The 14,894-nt window shown below is 70.9% G+C and carries 13 protein-coding genes; 2 read left to right on the top strand and 11 right to left on the bottom strand.

The window, feature by feature from the left end; all coding sequences use genetic code 11:
* Position 1 precedes the first annotated feature (1 nt).
* From JUB10_RS06090 to JUB10_RS06040, 11 genes are all read right to left on the bottom strand, one after another.
* Positions 2 to 1,798 (bottom strand): acetolactate synthase large subunit, encoded by a 1,797-nt coding sequence (locus JUB10_RS06090; RefSeq protein ID WP_207454773.1) that lies wholly within the window; start codon positions 1,796 to 1,798, stop codon positions 2 to 4.
* A 36-nt stretch (positions 1,799 to 1,834) separates the two neighbouring features.
* Entirely contained in the window at positions 1,835 to 3,529 is a 1,695-nt protein-coding gene (gene ilvD, locus JUB10_RS06085) for a dihydroxy-acid dehydratase (protein WP_207454772.1), read from the bottom strand.
* A 44-nt stretch (positions 3,530 to 3,573) separates the two neighbouring features.
* On the bottom strand, positions 3,574 to 3,996 hold the full coding sequence (gene mnhG, locus JUB10_RS06080) for a monovalent cation/H(+) antiporter subunit G (RefSeq protein WP_207454771.1): 423 nt from the start codon (positions 3,994 to 3,996) through the stop codon (positions 3,574 to 3,576).
* The gene (locus JUB10_RS06075; protein ID WP_207454770.1) at positions 3,993 to 4,277 is read right to left on the bottom strand and encodes a monovalent cation/H+ antiporter complex subunit F; all 285 of its coding nucleotides are present in this window, start codon (positions 4,275 to 4,277) and stop codon (positions 3,993 to 3,995) included. The genes mnhG and JUB10_RS06075 overlap by 4 nt, the downstream gene beginning before the upstream one ends.
* The gene (locus JUB10_RS06070; protein WP_207454769.1) at positions 4,277 to 4,840 is read right to left on the bottom strand and encodes a Na+/H+ antiporter subunit E; all 564 of its coding nucleotides are present in this window, start codon (positions 4,838 to 4,840) and stop codon (positions 4,277 to 4,279) included. The genes JUB10_RS06075 and JUB10_RS06070 overlap by 1 nt, the downstream gene beginning before the upstream one ends.
* On the bottom strand, positions 4,837 to 6,396 hold the full coding sequence (locus JUB10_RS06065) for a Na+/H+ antiporter subunit D (RefSeq protein ID WP_207454768.1): 1,560 nt from the start codon (positions 6,394 to 6,396) through the stop codon (positions 4,837 to 4,839). The genes JUB10_RS06070 and JUB10_RS06065 overlap by 4 nt, the downstream gene beginning before the upstream one ends.
* On the bottom strand, positions 6,393 to 6,851 hold the full coding sequence (locus JUB10_RS06060) for a Na(+)/H(+) antiporter subunit C (protein ID WP_207454767.1): 459 nt from the start codon (positions 6,849 to 6,851) through the stop codon (positions 6,393 to 6,395). Before JUB10_RS06060 ends, JUB10_RS06065 begins: the two co-directional genes overlap by 4 nt.
* Complete coding sequence (locus JUB10_RS06055) at positions 6,848 to 9,751, bottom strand: Na+/H+ antiporter subunit A (protein ID WP_207454766.1); 2,904 nt, start codon at positions 9,749 to 9,751, stop codon at positions 6,848 to 6,850. Before JUB10_RS06055 ends, JUB10_RS06060 begins: the two co-directional genes overlap by 4 nt.
* 86 nt (positions 9,752 to 9,837) lie before the next feature.
* Positions 9,838 to 10,647 (bottom strand): trehalose-phosphatase, encoded by an 810-nt coding sequence (gene otsB / locus JUB10_RS06050; protein ID WP_207454765.1) that lies wholly within the window; start codon positions 10,645 to 10,647, stop codon positions 9,838 to 9,840.
* Entirely contained in the window at positions 10,644 to 12,143 is a 1,500-nt protein-coding gene (gene otsA, locus JUB10_RS06045) for an alpha,alpha-trehalose-phosphate synthase (UDP-forming) (protein ID WP_207454764.1), read from the bottom strand. The genes otsB and otsA overlap by 4 nt, the downstream gene beginning before the upstream one ends.
* Positions 12,144 to 12,191: 48 nt before the next feature.
* Positions 12,192 to 12,956 carry a fructosamine kinase family protein gene (locus JUB10_RS06040; RefSeq protein ID WP_307859112.1) on the bottom strand — a complete coding sequence of 255 codons (765 nt, stop codon included), beginning with the start codon at positions 12,954 to 12,956 and terminating at the stop codon, positions 12,192 to 12,194.
* Between the two features lie 64 nt (positions 12,957 to 13,020).
* On the opposite strand from JUB10_RS06040, the gene JUB10_RS06035 reads away from it, so the two are divergent.
* The gene (locus JUB10_RS06035) at positions 13,021 to 13,983 is read left to right on the top strand and encodes a magnesium transporter CorA family protein (RefSeq protein ID WP_207454762.1); all 963 of its coding nucleotides are present in this window, start codon (positions 13,021 to 13,023) and stop codon (positions 13,981 to 13,983) included.
* A 67-nt stretch (positions 13,984 to 14,050) separates the two neighbouring features.
* On the top strand, positions 14,051 to 14,890 hold the full coding sequence (locus tag JUB10_RS06030) for a sugar phosphate isomerase/epimerase family protein (RefSeq protein ID WP_207454761.1): 840 nt from the start codon (positions 14,051 to 14,053) through the stop codon (positions 14,888 to 14,890).
* Positions 14,891 to 14,894: the final 4 nt, after the last annotated feature.

Raw genomic sequence — 14,894 nt, 5'->3', positions numbered from 1 at the left:
ATTACTCCTCCGCCCACTCGGGGGCGTGGTCGCGGGCGTACTGGACGGACGAGTTGCCGACGCCCTGGGGCACCATCGGCCACACCATCGAGTCGCGGCTGACGACGAAGTCGATGACGACCGGACGGTCGTTCGTCTCCAGCGCGAGCTTGATCGCGGGGTCGACCTCCTCGGGCCGGGTCACGCGGATCCCGAGCGCGCCGTACGCGTCCGCGAGCTTGACGAAGTCGGGGATCATCCGCGTCTCGTGACCGGTCTCGAGGTCGGTGAAGGAGTGCCGGCTCTCGTAGAAGAGCGTCTGCCACTGCCGAACCATGCCCAGCGAGGAGTTGTTGATGACCGCGACCTTGATCGGGATGTCGTTGATCGTGCAGGTCGCGAGTTCCTGGTTGGTCATCTGGAAGCAGCCGTCGCCGTCGATCGCCCACACGGTGCGCTGCGGCTCGGCGACCTTCGCGCCCATCGCGGCGGGGACGGCGTAGCCCATCGTGCCCGCGCCGCCGGAGTTCAGCCACGAGTTGGGGCGCTCGTACTTGATGAACTGCGCCGCCCACATCTGGTGCTGGCCGACCCCGGAGGCGTAGACGCCCTCGGGTCCGGTGAGCTCACCGATGCGCTTGATGATCGCCTGCGGGGCGAGCAGCCCGTCCTCGGGCTCGGTGTAGCCGAGCGGGAAGTTCTCGCGGAGCGTGTTGAGGCGCTTCCACCACGGCCCGATGTCCGACCGGCCGCCGGCGGAGGCCTGGCCGTACGCCGCGATGAGGTCGGTCAGCACCTCCTTCGCGTCGCCCACGATCGGCACGTCCGCGACGCGGATCTTCGAGATCTCGGCCGGGTCGATGTCGACGTGCACGATCTTCGCGTTCGGCGCGAACTCGCTGACCTTGCCGGTCACGCGGTCGTCGAACCGCGCGCCGAGCGAGATGAGCAGGTCGCTCTCCTGGATGCCGAGCACCGCGGGCACCGTGCCGTGCATGCCGGGCATGCCGAGGTGCTGCGGGTGAGAGTCCGGGAACGCGCCGCGGGCCATGAGCGTCGTGACGACGGGGGCCCCGCTGGCCTCGGCGAAGGCGAGCAGCTCGGCGGAGGCGCCGGAGCGGATGATGCCGCCGCCGACGTACAGCACGGGGCGCTCGGCCTCGGCGAGCAGCTGGGCCGCCGCCTGGATCTGCTTGCCGTGCGCCTTGGTGACGGGACGGTAGCCGGGCAGGTCGAGCTTGGTCGGCCAGACGAACGGGGCCCTGCCCTGCTGGGCGTCCTTCGTGATGTCGACGAGCACGGGGCCGGGACGACCGGTCGACGCGACGTGGTACGCCGCGGCGAGGGTCGAGGGCACGTCCTCAGCCCTCGTGACGAGGAAGGAGTGCTTCGTGATCGGCATCGTGATGCCGACGATGTCGACCTCCTGGAACGCGTCGGTGCCCATGAGCGTCGAGAACACCTGGCCGGTGATCACGAGCAGCGGCACGGAGTCCATGTGCGCGTCGGCGATCGCGGTGACGAGGTTCGTCGCACCGGGGCCGCTCGTCGCGATGACGACGCCCACTCCCCCGGACGCGGTCGCGTAGCCCTCGGCCGCGTGGCCGCCGCCCTGCTCGTGCCGGACGAGGATGTGACGGATCGTGGTCGAGGCCATCAGCTCGTCGTAGAACGGGATGATCGCCCCGCCGGGAAGCCCGAAGACGTCCTTGACGCCGAGCTTCTCGAGCGAGCGGAGGATCGCACCGGAGCCGGTGAGGACCTCCGGCTCCGTCGTCGTGGTGCGCGCCGCGGAGCGCGGCGTCACGTCGGTGGCCATCGTTCGTCCTTTGCGTGAGGTGGGGATGGAGGGCGGCTAGCCCGTCACTGCTCCGTGCGCGGCTGAACGCACGAGCTTGGAGTACTTCGCGAGCACGCCGCGGGTGTAGCGGGGAGGCAGAGGCTCCCAGCCGTTTCGGCGGGCCTCCAGCTCGGATTCATCGACCAGTACGTCGAGCGTGCGAGCGGCGATGTCGACGCGGATCGGGTCGCCATCGCGCAGGAAGGCGATGGGACCTGCGTCCACCGCCTCAGGAGCGATGTGGCCGATGCAGAGGCCGGTTGTGCCGCCTGAGAATCGACCGTCCGTCAACAGTAGTACATCCTTGCCGAGCCCTGCGCCCTTGATGGCCGCGGTGATCGCGAGCATCTCGCGCATGCCGGGGCCGCCCTTGGGGCCCTCGTAGCGGATGACCACGACGTCGCCGGGCTTGATCTCGCCGTTGGTGAGCGCGTCCATGGCGCCGCGCTCGCGCTCGAACACCCGCGCGGGGCCCTCGAAGGTCGCGCGGTCGAAGCCGGCGGTCTTCACGACGGCACCCTCGGGGGCGAGCGAGCCGGAGAGGATCGTCAGGCCGCCCGTCTTGTGGATCGGGTTGTCGAGCGTGCGCAGCACCTCGCCGTCGAGCGGGTCGATGTCGAGCTCGGCGAGGTTCTCCGCGAGGGTCTTGCCGGTGACGGTGAGCGCGTCGCCGTGCATGAGGCCCGCGTCGAGCAGCGCCTTCATGAGCACGGGGAGGCCGCCGTGACGGTCGACGTCGTTCATGACGTACTTGCCGAACGGCTTGAGGTCGCCGAGGTGCGGCACCTTGTCGCCGATGCGGTTGAAGTCGTCGAGCGTGAGGTCGACCTCGGCCTCGTGCGCGATCGCGAGCAGGTGGAGCACGACGTTGGTCGAGCCGCCGAGCGCCATCGCGACGGCGACGGCGTTCTCGAACGCCTTCTTCGTGAGGATCTGGCGCGCGGTGATGCCGCGGCGCAGCAGCTCGACGACGGCCTCGCCCGAGCGGTGCGCGTAGTAGTCGCGGCGGCGGTCGGCCGCGGCGGGCGACGCGGACCCGGGCAGCGAGAGGCCGAGGGCCTCGGCGACCGACGCCATCGTGTTCGCGGTGTACATGCCGCCGCAGGCGCCCTCGCCCGGTGCGAACGCGCACTCGATGCGCTTGGCGTCCTCCTCCGACATCCGCCCGGCCTTGACGGCGCCGACGGCCTCGAAGGAGTCGATGATCGTGATGTCCTTCTCGGTGCCGTCGCTGAGCTTGACCCAGCCCGGCGCGATCGACCCGGCGTAGAGGAAGACGCTCGAGAGGTCGAGACGCGCGGCGGCCATGAGCATGCCGGGGATCGACTTGTCGCAGCCGGCGAGCAGCACGCTGCCGTCGAGGCGCTCGGCCTGCATGACGGTCTCGACGCTGTCGGCGATGACCTCGCGGCTGACGAGCGAGAAGTGCATGCCCTCGTGGCCCATCGAGATGCCGTCGGAGACGGAGACGGTGCCGAACTGGAGGGGGTAGCCGCCGCCCGCGTGCACGCCCTCCTTCGCCGCCTGCGCGAGGCGGCTGAGCGAGAGGTTGCAGGGGGTGATCTCGTTCCAGGAGGACGCGATGCCGACCTGGGGCTTGTCCCAGTCGGCGTCCCCCATCCCCACGGCGCGGAGCATGCCGCGGGATGTCGTCGCCTCGATGCCGTCCGTGACGACGCGCGAGCGAGGTTTCCAGTCTGTTTCGGGCATGGCACGAAGTCTAAGCGGCGGCGCGGGCCCGGGCAGACGCGGTGTCACCGCGCGCGGTCGTCGTCCCCCTCGCGGTCGTCGAGAGTGCGGCCGACGGGCTCGCCCGCCTCTTCGCTGCTGACGTGGTCGGCGCGGGCGATGTCGTCCTCGAGTTCGTCGGCGACGAGCAGCTCCGAACGGAAGTCGCCGGTGCGGTAGCCGGCGCGGCCGATCATGTGCGCCGACATCGGTGCCGTGAACAGTTGCAGCACGACGACGGGGATGAGGGTGAGCAGCACCGCCCACTCGCGCAGCGAGAGCGCGATGGCGAGCACGACGCAGATGAGCCCGAGGATCTGCGGTTTCGTGCCCGCGTGCATCCGGCTGAGGGCGTCGGGGAAGCGCACGAGACCGGCGCCCGCCGCGACCGAGAGCAGCGCGGCGACGACGAGGAGAACCCCGGCGGCGACGTCGAGCACGAGGTTCACTCCTCCTCCCCCGTCCGCTCGACCCCGCGGCGCGAGACGTAGCGGGAGACGGCGATCGCGCTGAGCGCGCTCGTGCCGGCGAGCACGAGCATGAGGGGCACGCCGACCGTGGTGCGGTTGAAGACGCAGTACGCGCCGACGGTGAGCACGAGGGTCGTCAGGAGCACGTCGGTGGCGATCATCCGGTCGAGGATGCCGGGACCGCGCACGAGTCGGACCAGCACGAGCAGGGCGGCGAGCGCGAAGAGCGCCACCGCGACCGTGTGCAGCAGCTCGACCATCAGGCCACCCCCTCCCCCTGCAGGCGTTCGACGTCGCGGTTCGACCCGACGGCGCGGATCAGCCGTTCCTCCGTCTTCAGCACGCGGCGCCGCATGTCCTCGAGGTCCTCGGGGCGCTCGGCGCCGAGCACGTGGAGGAAGAGCACCGACCGCTCGCGGTCGACCTCGAGCACGAGCGACCCCGGCACGAGCGACGTGAGCACGGCGGTGAGGGTCACGACGAAGTCGCTGCGGCTGAGCAGCGACACCTCGACGACGGCGCTCGAGCGGATGCCCCGCGGCGAGAGCGCCTTCGCCGAGACCTCCGCGCTCGCGGCCACGAGCTGACCGAGGAACACGAACAGCAGCCGCGTGAAGGCGACGGGGTGGAACCGGCCCGACAGCGCGACGGCCGGCAGGTAGAACACGCGCGTGACGCCGATCGCGAGCAGGATGCCGGTGAGCAGGGTGAGCACGCTGACGCTGCCCCACAGCAGCATCCAGAGCGCGACGAGCACTCCGAGCAGCGGCAGCTGGTGCAGCACGCCGCGGAGGATGGCCCGGCGCTCGCCCTCTTCGCTCATCGCCCGCCTCCCAGCACCGAGTCGGTGTAGTAGCTCGCGCCCTCGAGGTTCTCCCCCGCGCGGTCGGAGATCGCGTAGAGCGGCCCGGCGGCCACGGTGAGCGCGACGCTGAGCACGACCATCGCGGTGGTCGACGCGATCATCAGCGGCGAGCGCTGCCTCGTCTCGGTCATCGTGCCGCCGGTCCAGCGGGCGTCGTCGAAGTCCTCGGTGGGCTCCTCGGGCGTGTGCCGCACCTGGTCGAGCGGTCGCCAGAACGCGAGGTTCCAGGCTCGGGCGAGCGCGTAGAGCGTGAGGAGCGAGACGAGCGCCCCGGCGCCGACGACGACGATCGCGAGCGGGGAGCCCTCCTGCACCGACGCCTCGAACAGTCCGAGCTTGCCGATGAAGCCCGAGAAGGGCGGGATGCCGGCGAGGTTCAGCGCCGGGACGAAGAACAGCACCCCGACGACCGGCGCCGCCTTGAGCAGTCCACCCAGGTGCAGCAGGCTCGTCGATCCCGCCTCGCGCTCGATGAGGCCCGTCGCGAGGAAGAGCGTGGTCTGCACGATGATGTGGTGCACGATGTAGAACGTCGCGGCGGCCGTGCCCTCGGGGGTGCCGAGGCCCACGCCGAGGATCATGTAGCCGATGTGGCTGACCAGCGTGAACGACAGCAGTCGCCGCAGGTCGGTCTGCGCGACGGCGCCGAGGATGCCGACGACGAGCGTCAGCAGCGCGACGACGAGCAGCGCGGGGTTCAGCTCTGGCGTCGGGAAGAGGATCGTCTCGGTGCGGATGATCGCGTAGACGCCGACCTTGGTCAGCAGGCCGGCGAACACCGCCGTGACCGGCGCCGGGGCGGTCGGATAGGAGTCCGGCAGCCAGAAGGACAGCGGGAAGACCGCGGCCTTGATGCCGAACGCGACGAGCAGCATGACGTGGAGCAGGATCTGCACGTCCTGGGGCAGCTCGGCGATCCGCACCGACAGCTCGGCGATCGTGACGGTCCCGGTCGCGGCGTAGAGCATCGTCACGGCGGCGAGGAAGAGCAGCGACGACAGCAGGCTCACGACGATGTACGTGACGCCCGCGCGGATGCGCAGCTCGGTGCCGCCGAGCGTGATGAGCACGTAGCTCGCGACGAGCAGGATCTCGAAGCCGACGTAGAGGTTGAACAGGTCGCCGGCGAGGAAGGCGTTGAAGACGCCCGCGGCGAGCACGAGGTAGCTCGGATAGAAGATCGAGACCGGGGTCTCGTCGTTGCCGTCGGTGAGACCCTGCCCGACGGCGAAGACGAGCACCGCGAGCAGCACGGCGGCCGAGACCACGAGCATGAGCGCCGACAGGCGGTCGACCACGAGCACGATGCCGAACGGCGCCTGCCAGCCCCCGACGTGCATGACGAGGGTGCCGTCGGCGTCCACCACGACGAGCAGCGCGGCCGAGACGACGAGCACGATCGCGAGCGAGCCGATCGCGACGAAGCGCTGGGCCACGGGGTTACGGCTCGCGATGAGCACGCCGCCCGCGGCGAGCAGCGGCACGAGCACGACGAGCGGCAGGAGGGCGGTCATGTGCTGCTCCTCGCCTGTCGCTGTTCCTCGTCCTCGTCGACCGGGTCGAAGTCGGTCGCGGTCGCGAGCTCCTCGAGGTCGGGCTCGTCGACGTTGGTGTCGCGCGTGCCGATCGCCACGTCCTCCTCGTCGACCTCGAGGTCGTCCTCCGCCGCGAGGCGCCAGGAGCGGTAGATGAGCGCGAGCAGGAACGCCGAGACGGCGAACGTGATGACGATCGCCGTGAGCACGAGGGCTTGCGGCAGCGGGTCGGCGATCTCCGACTCCTCGACGCCGTCCGTCATGATCGGCGCGAGCCCCGGCTCGCCCGAGATCAGGAGGATCAGGAGGTTGGTCGCGTTGCCGAGCAGGAGCACGCCGAGGAGCACCCGCGTCATGCTCTTCTCGAGCAGCAGGTAGACGCCGCACGCGTAGAGCACGGCCATCGCGACGAGCAGCACGAGCGAGACGGTCACTTCGTCACCTCCGCCTGTCCGGGGTGGGTCGCGACCTCACTCGGCACTTCCTCCTCCTGCTGGCGGTCGATCTCGCCGCCGAGGCTGCGCAGCACGTCGAGCATGAGCCCGACGACCACGAGGTAGACGCCGATGTCGAAGATCGACGACGTCGTGAACGACAGGTGACCCAGCACGGGCAGGTCGCCGGAGAGGTACACGCTCGTCAGGGCATCCGCGCCGAACAGCAGCGGCACGGCCGCGGTGCCGCCGGCGATCACGAGACCGAGCCCGAGCAGCTTCCCGGCGTTCGCGGGGGCGGCGATCACGAGTTCGTGGCGCCCGCCGGCGAGGTAGCGGGCGACGAGCGCGAGCCCGGCGACGAGCCCGCCGGCGAAGCCGCCTCCGGGGGCGTTGTGGCCGGCGAAGAGCAGGTAGACCGACAGCACGACGAGCGCGTGGAAGACGAGCCGCACGACCACCTCGAGCAGGATCGAGCGCTGCCGGGGCGCGAGCGTGCGCCCCGCCAGCAGCCACGCCCGCTGGTCGTCGTTGTCGGCGTCGCGGCGGCGCCGGGGCTGCACACGGTCGACGACGGCGTCCGGTCGCGCCTCGCGGGCGGTCGGCAGGTCGTCCTGGCGTCCGCCGACGAAGAGCAGGCTGGCGATGCCGGTCGCGGCCACGATGAGCACGCTCAGCTCGCCGAGGGTGTCCCAGCCGCGGATGTCGACGAGGGTCACGTTGACGATGTTGAGCCCGTGCCCCTCCTCGACGGCGAGCCGGGGGTACTCGACCGAGACGGGCTCGGCCGTGCGGATGCCGACGGCGACGACCGCCACGAGCGCCATGAGCGTGCCGACGAGGCCGGCGATGATCGCCCGCCCGCGCTTGAACACGCTGCCGTGCTTGGTGCCGAGCTGAGCGGGCAGCACCCGCAGCACGAGCACGAACGCGACGAGCGTGACGATCTCGACGAGCACCTGGGTGAGCGCGAGGTCGGGAGCGCCGTGGAAGGCGAAGAGCGCGGCGAGCCCGGTGCCCGTGACACCCACGAGCACGGCCGCCTGGAACCGTTTCGCGGAGCGGGCCGCCGCGACGGCGGCGACCATCATGATGACCGCGATCACGGCCTGGGCCGGGTAGTCCCACAGGCGGATGTCGTCGGGCAACCGCCGCGACAGCGCGAGCGCCGTGCCGCCGGCGGCGACGAGCACGAGCAGGATGACGCCGAGGTAGACCGGCAGCGAGCCGCGCTGGATGAACGCGGTCGTGCGCGCCGCGGAACGGTCGACGCCCCGGGAGGTGGCCGCGTAGACGCCGTCCGCGGTGATGCGCCCGGCGAAGCGCTCCTGCAGCGAGGAGAGCGGATGCCGCACGGCGAACACGCCGACGCCGAGGGCGATGGTCACGATCGACAGCCACAGCGCGGTCTCGAACCCGTGCCAGAGCGCGAGGTGGTAGTCCTTCTCGGCGGCGGCGGGCAGCTCGTCGGCGACGAGCGCGAACGCGCTGTCGAGCAGGGGCGCGGCGAACCCGGCGACGAGCCCGGCGACCGCGAGCACGGCGGGAGGGCCGAGGAACCAGACGGTCGCGCGCACCCGCGACGACTCGACGCCGGGCTTCGACCAGAACGCGCCCCAGAAGAAGCGGAGGCTGTAGGCGACGGTGAGCACGCTGCCGGCGACGATGCCGACGAGGGCGACCGCGCCCCAGGGGCGCCCGGTCGCGGCGTCGTCGAGGAACGCCGTGAGCGCGCCCTCCTTCGCGACGAAGCCGACCATCGGGGGCAGGCCCGCCATCGACGCGACAGCGAGCGCGGAGATCGTCGCGAGCGCCTTCGACGAGCGGCCGACGCCGGAGAGCTTGCGCAGGTCGCGCGTCCCGAGCTTGTGGTCGATGATGCCGACGACGAGGAAGAGCGTCGACTTGAACAGGGCGTGCGCGACGAGCAGCGCGAGCGCGGCGAGCATTGTCTCGCGGGTGCCGTAGCCGGCGAGCAGGGTGAGGAAGCCGAGCTGAGCGACGGTCCCGTAGGCGAGCACGAGCTTGAGGTCCCACTCGCGGATCGCACGCCAGCCGCCGACCAGCATGGTCAGCACGCCCAGCACGACGATGGTCTCGCGCCAGCCAGGGCTGTCGGCGAAGCCGGGCGCGAGGCGGGCGACGAGGTAGACGCCGGCCTTCACCATCGCGGCGGCGTGCAGATACGCGCTCACCGGGGTGGGCGCCGCCATGGCGCCGGGCAGCCAGAAGTGGAACGGCACGAGTGCCGACTTGGAGACGGCGCCGACGAGCACGAGGATCACCGCGAGCGGCACGAGCGGTCCGTTCGGGGGCGCGGCGACCAGCTCCGAGAGGCGGCTCGTGCCGGCATCCACGGCGAGGATCACGAGCCCGACGAGCATCGCGAGTCCGCCGAGGGTCGTCACGAGCAGGGCCTTGAGCGCGGCGACGCGGCTAGCGCGGCGGTCGCTGTAGTGCCCGACGAGGAGGTAGGAGAAGACGGTCGTCGCCTCCCACATGACGTAGAGGAGGTAGACGTCGTCGACGACGACGAGCCCGTACATCGAGCCGGCGAACGCGAGCAGGAACCCGGAGAACCGCGGCAGTCCGTCGGTGACGTGCTGGAAGTAACGCCAGCAGTAGACCAGCACGAGCGCGCCGACCCCGGTGACGATGAGGGTGAGCACCCAGGAGAGCACGTCGAGCCGGGTCGCGAAGGCGAGGCCGAGTTGCGGGATCCATTCGACCGTCTCGACGACGGCGTCGCCGGCGAGCACGGCGGGACCCTGCGCGACCGTGTGCACGAACGCCGCGGCCGGCACGAGCGCCGACGCGAGGAAGACCCGCGAGTTCAGTCGCCGCGCGAGGAACGGCACGAGGAGGGCCGTGATCCCGAACACCGCGAGGAGGACGAGCATGGGTCCTCCTGTACGTCGGCCGTCGGTGCGGGCGGTCTGGCGTGGTCCCCGAGTCTAGCTTGGGGCACCCTGGGAGGAGCAGGGAGCTACTGCTCGTGCGGCCCGCCGGCGCGGAACGACGCGAGCACGCTCAGCACCTGCGCGACCTGCTCCGGACCCTCGACGCGGTGACTCGCGAGGGTCTCCCCGCTGCCGCTCTTCAGCCCGAGGTCGTGCGGTTGCAGCGCCGCGAACGCGTCCTCGTCGGTGACGTCGTCGCCGGCGTAGAAGACCGCGTCGGCGTGCGTGTACTCCCGCAGGTGCTCGACCGCCTCGCCCTTCGTCGTCGAGCGCACGGCGAACTCGAGCACGTTCTTGCCCCTGCGGATCTTCAGGTCTTCGATCTCGGCCTTCGCCTCGCTCGTGGCGACGAGGTGGGCGACGCGGCTGTTCGCCTCGGTCGCGAGTCTTGTGTGCAGCGCGAAGCCCGCGGGCTTCGGCTCGAGCCACACGTCGTCGATCGCGCCCGCGACCTCGCTCAGCACGGTGTCGAGCACGCGCACCTTGTCGAGCTCCGACTGGTCGAGCAGCACCGTGGGGTCGGGGGTGTCGAGCCGGATCTCGATGCCGTGCGAGCCGACGAGCAGCGTGTCATCCGGCAGGTCGGTGACCTCCTCGAGGCTCTTCAGCGCGCGGCCGCTGATCATCGCGACGCGCGTGTTCGGCAGGGCGAGGAGCTGCAGCACGGCGTCGTGCGCCTCGGGCAGCGCGCGCGCCTTGGCGGGGTCGTCGACCTCGGGCGCGAGGGTGCCGTCGAAGTCGAGCGCGACGAGCAGCCGCCGCACGCGGGCGAGCTCGTGCAGGGCGCCGACGAGATCCTCCGGCAGGCCCGCGGTCGAGGGGGCGCGGTCGCTCACAGCGCCGGCCCTCTGCCCGGCGGCAACCACTCGAGGTCCTGGTCGTCCTCGTCGTCGACGACCTCGCCTGGCTCGGCGGGCAACGCCGACTTGCTCGCGGCGAGCGCGGTGAGGAAGGCGCTCGACCACCGGGCGACGTCGTTCTCGAGCACCTTCTTGCGCAGGGCGCGCATGCGCTTCGCGCGCTCCTTCGGGCTCATCTCGATCGCCTCGACGATGCGGTTCTTGAGTCCGTCGATATCGTGCGGGTTCACGAGCAGGGCTTGCTTCAGCTCGTCGGCGGCGCCGGCGAACTCGCTGAGGATCAGCGCTCCCCCGTTGTCGATGCGGCTCGCGACGTACTCCTTCGCGACGAGGTTCATGCCGTCGCGCAGCGCGGTGACGAGCATGATGTCGGCCGCGAGGTACAGCGCGACCATCTCGTCGCGCGGGTAGCCGTGGTGCAGGTAGGAGATCGCGGTGTGGCTGATTGTCGAGAAGTCGCCGTTGATGCGCCCGACCGTGAGCTCGATCTCGTCGCGCAGCAGGCGGTAGGTCTCGACGCGCTCACGGGAGGGGCTCGCGACCTGCACGAGCGTCACGTCCTCCACGGTCATCCGGTGCTCGGCGAGCAGCTCGCCGAAGGCCTTCAGGCGGTGGCCGATGCCCTTGGTGTAGTCGAGTCGGTCGACGCCGAGCATGATCGTCTTCGGGTTGCCGAGATCCTCGCGAATCTGCTTCGCGCGCGCCTGGATCTCGGGGGTCGCGGCGAGCCGCTCGTACTCGGAGGAGTCGATTGAGATGGGGAACGCCTTCGCGACGACCGTGCGGCCGCCGTCCTCCGGCACGTCGATCAGCAGTCCCCGGGTCGTGTAGTTCAGCAGCCGCCGCACCGCGCGGGAGAAGTTGCCGGCGTCGGCCCCGCGCTGGAACCCGATGACGTCGGCCCCGAGCAGGCCCTCGATGATCTGCTTGCGCCAGGGCAGCTGGGCGTAGATGCCGTAGGGCGGGAAGGGGATGTGGTTGAAGAAGCCGATCGTGAGGTCGGGGCGCTGGTCGCGCAGCATCCGCGGCACGAGCTGGAGCTGGTAGTCCTGCACCCACACCGTGCCGCCCTGCTGGGCGACGCGGGCGGCCGCGTCGGCGAAGCGCTGGTTCACCTCGACGTAGCTGTCCCACCAGACGCGGTGGTAGCTCGGCTGGGCGATGACGTCGTGGTACAGCGGCCAGAGCGTGTCGTTGGAGAAGCCCTCGTAGTAGCGCTCGACCTCGGTGGCCGACAGCGCGACGGGCACGAGGTGGATGCCGTCGGAGGTGAACGGCTCGACGTCCACGTCGGCCTGGCCGGGCCAGCCCACCCAGGCGCCGTCGTTGCCGCGCATCACCGGTTCGAGCGCCGTGACGAGGCCGCCGGGCGACTTCTTCCAGCCGGCGTTGCCGTCGGCGTCGACCACTCGGTCGACGGGAAGTCGGTTCGAGACCACGACGAAGGCGTAGGTCGTTGTGTCTTCGGTCATGTCTTCCGTTTCCGTAGCGCGTTCCCGCGCCGCGATGGGGGCAGGGTATCAGCCGAGTTCCAGCGTGCTCCGAGCAGCCTCTGTGAGAGCTCTGCCATACGAGGGCCCGTGACCGGCCGCGTGCACCGCGAGCGGATGCAGCTGGTGGAGCCCGAGACGGTCGCGCCAGCCGGGGCGAAGCGGATGCTCGGACTCGTAGCCGGCGACCACCTCGTCGAGGTGCGGGCAGCCGAACAGCGCGAGCATCGCGAGGTCGGTCTCCCGGTGCCCGCCGTGCGCCGCCGGGTCGATGAGCACCACGCCGCCCTGCCCGAACAGCACGTTGCCGTTCCACAGGTCGCCGTGGATGCGCGCCGGCGCGTCGCCGTCGTCGAAGTCGCCGGCCGCGATGCGCTCGCACGCCTCGCGGACGAGGTCGAGACCGGATGCCGAGAGGTTGCCGGCCCGCACCGCGATCTCCGCGTACGGCAGCACCCGGTCGCGGGCGTAGAAGGCGCCCCACCGCGTCTCGCCGGCGGTCCGCAGCGGGCGGCGACCGATGAAGCAGGGGCCGTTCCAGCCCTCTGGCGGGGAACCGAACGCGTCCGCGCCGGCGTCGTGCGTGCGGGCGAGCGCGGCCCCGAAGCTGCGTGCGGCGGCGGCCGTCGGGCGCGCCTCCGGCACGCGCTCGAGCTCGATCCGTCCGGGCGACACCGCGACCACCCGTGCGACGGCCGCGCCGCCGGCCTCGGCGAGCCAGCGCAGGCCCGCGGCCTCCGCCTCGAAGAAGCCCTCGGGCGCGTCGGCCCTGGTCTTCACGATCGTCGAGGGCACGCCCCAACTCTGGCATCCGCCGCCCGGAAGAACGCTGGCATCCGCGCCTCCTAGGATCGGCGGAATGGGAACGACGAGACTCTGGCGGGACGGCGCCGTCGCGCTGGAGGGCTTCCCCGTCGCCGACATCTCCGACTACGCCGCGAGCGACGACTGCCTCGTCTGGGCGGACTTCGTCTCTCCGACGGAGCAGCACCTCGCCGCGATCGCGGAGGAGCTCGACATCCACCCGCTCACCGTCGAGGACGCGGTGCACGAGTTCCAGCGCACCCGGTTGACCCGGTTCGAGAACCACGGCTTCCTCGCGCTGCACGCGATCGCGATCGACGAGCAGGGCGAGGTGACGGATGCCCCGATCACCGCGTTCCTCACCAAGCGCGCGCTCGTGACGGTGCACGGCCCCGAGTTCGACATGACGCCCATCACCGAGCGCTGGGACAAGGAGCGCCGGCTGCTGAGCGCGGGCGTGCCCGCGCTCGTGTGGGCACTGCTCGATCACGTCGTCGACGGGCACTTCGCCGCCGCGCAGGAGCTCGACTCCCGCCTCGACGTGCTCGAGGACGACCTGTTCGACGAGGACGGCGGCGACGGCGACGTGCAGCGCCGCTCGTTCGCGGTGCGCAAGAGCCTCACCCAGCTACGCAAGGTCGCGACGCCCACCCGCGAGATCGTCGCGACGCTGCTGCACCGCGAGCCGGTGCTCCCCCGCGAGATCGCGCCGTACTACCAGGACGTCTTCGACCACACCGTGCGGGTGATCGAGTGGACCGACACGATGCGCGAGGTCGTCGGCACCGTGCTCGAGACGCACGTGGCGCTGCAGGGAAACCGGGCGAACGCGATCATGAAGCAGGTCACCAGTTGGGCGGCCATCATCGCGGTGCCGACCGCGATCACCGGCTTCTTCGGGCAGAACGTGCCCTTCCCCGGGTCGGGCGAGCCGGGCGGCGTCGTCGTGTCGTCGGTGCTGATCGTCACGGCATCCGTCGCCCTCTACGCGGGCTTCAAGCGGCGCGGCTGGCTCTGACCGTGTTCTGGGCGTGAGTCAACCGAGTGGACACCGACCGTTCAGTGTGAGGACTTAGTCTCGAACGATGATCCGCGTCGGTATGAGCACCACCTGCGTCTACCCGCTGAGCCCCGATCACGCCTTCCGCCTGGCGAAGCTCGCCGGCTTCGAGGGAGTCGAGATCATGGTCACCAACGACGAGGTGACCCAGGACTCGGATGAGCTGAACCGCCTCGTCGACAAGTGGCAGCTGCCGATCCTGTCGGTGCACGCGCCGGTGCTGCTGCTCACGCACTTCGTGTGGGGGCGCGACCCGAAGGTCAAGCTCGAGAAGAGCGCGGAGCTCGCGCACAACGTCGGGGCCTCGAACGTCGTCGTGCACCCGCCGTTCCGCTGGCAGGCGAACTACGCCAAGAACTTCCTGCGCATCGTGCGCGAGACGGCCAACGCCACGGGCGTCGAGATCGCCGTCGAGAACATGTTCCCGTGGAAGGTGCGCGGCACCTCCGTCAAGGCGTACGCGCCGGGCTGGGACCCCACCCTCATGGACTGCGACGCGATGACGCTCGACTTCTCGCACGCCGCGCTCTCGGGACAGGACAGCTTCGAGGTCGCGAAGAAGATGGGCGACAAGCTGCGCCACATCCACCTCTGCGACGGCTCGGGCTCGCTCGACGAGGGCAAGATCTTCGACGAGCACCTGTTGCCGGGTCGCGGCGGCCAGCCCGTCGCCGAGGTGCTGGAGTGGCTCGCCGAGCGCGACTGGGACGGCTCCGTCGTCGCCGAGGTCAACACCCGCAAGGCGAAGAGCGAGCAGGCGCGCCTCGAGATGCTCGAGGAGACCCGCGCCTACGCCTTCGACAAGCTCGGCCGCGGCCACGAGCGGCACGAGCCGGCCGAGCTGCCCGCTCACGGAGCGGACTAGCCCG

The organism is Desertivibrio insolitus, assembly GCF_017355965.1.
Lineage (GTDB): Bacteria > Actinomycetota > Actinomycetes > Actinomycetales > Microbacteriaceae > JAFIQW01.
The sequence above is the reverse complement of the archived record's forward strand: the minus strand, read 5'-3'. Positions and strand labels throughout refer to the sequence as shown.

Coding starts and splice junctions, on each gene's coding strand:
- JUB10_RS06070 (WP_207454769.1), bottom strand. CDS start 4,840: ATGAGCGAAGAGGGCGAGCGCCGGGCCATCCTCCGCGGCGTGCTGCAC.
- JUB10_RS06030 (WP_207454761.1), top strand. CDS start 14,051: ATGATCCGCGTCGGTATGAGCACCACCTGCGTCTACCCGCTGAGCCCC.
- JUB10_RS06075 (WP_207454770.1), bottom strand. CDS start 4,277: ATGGTCGAGCTGCTGCACACGGTCGCGGTGGCGCTCTTCGCGCTCGCC.
- JUB10_RS06055 (WP_207454766.1), bottom strand. CDS start 9,751: ATGCTCGTCCTCCTCGCGGTGTTCGGGATCACGGCCCTCCTCGTGCCG.
- ilvD (WP_207454772.1), bottom strand. CDS start 3,529: ATGCCCGAAACAGACTGGAAACCTCGCTCGCGCGTCGTCACGGACGGC.
- JUB10_RS06090 (WP_207454773.1), bottom strand. CDS start 1,798: ATGGCCACCGACGTGACGCCGCGCTCCGCGGCGCGCACCACGACGACG.
- JUB10_RS06065 (WP_207454768.1), bottom strand. CDS start 6,396: ATGACCGCCCTCCTGCCGCTCGTCGTGCTCGTGCCGCTGCTCGCCGCG.
- JUB10_RS06035 (WP_207454762.1), top strand. CDS start 13,021: ATGGGAACGACGAGACTCTGGCGGGACGGCGCCGTCGCGCTGGAGGGC.
- otsA (WP_207454764.1), bottom strand. CDS start 12,143: ATGACCGAAGACACAACGACCTACGCCTTCGTCGTGGTCTCGAACCGA.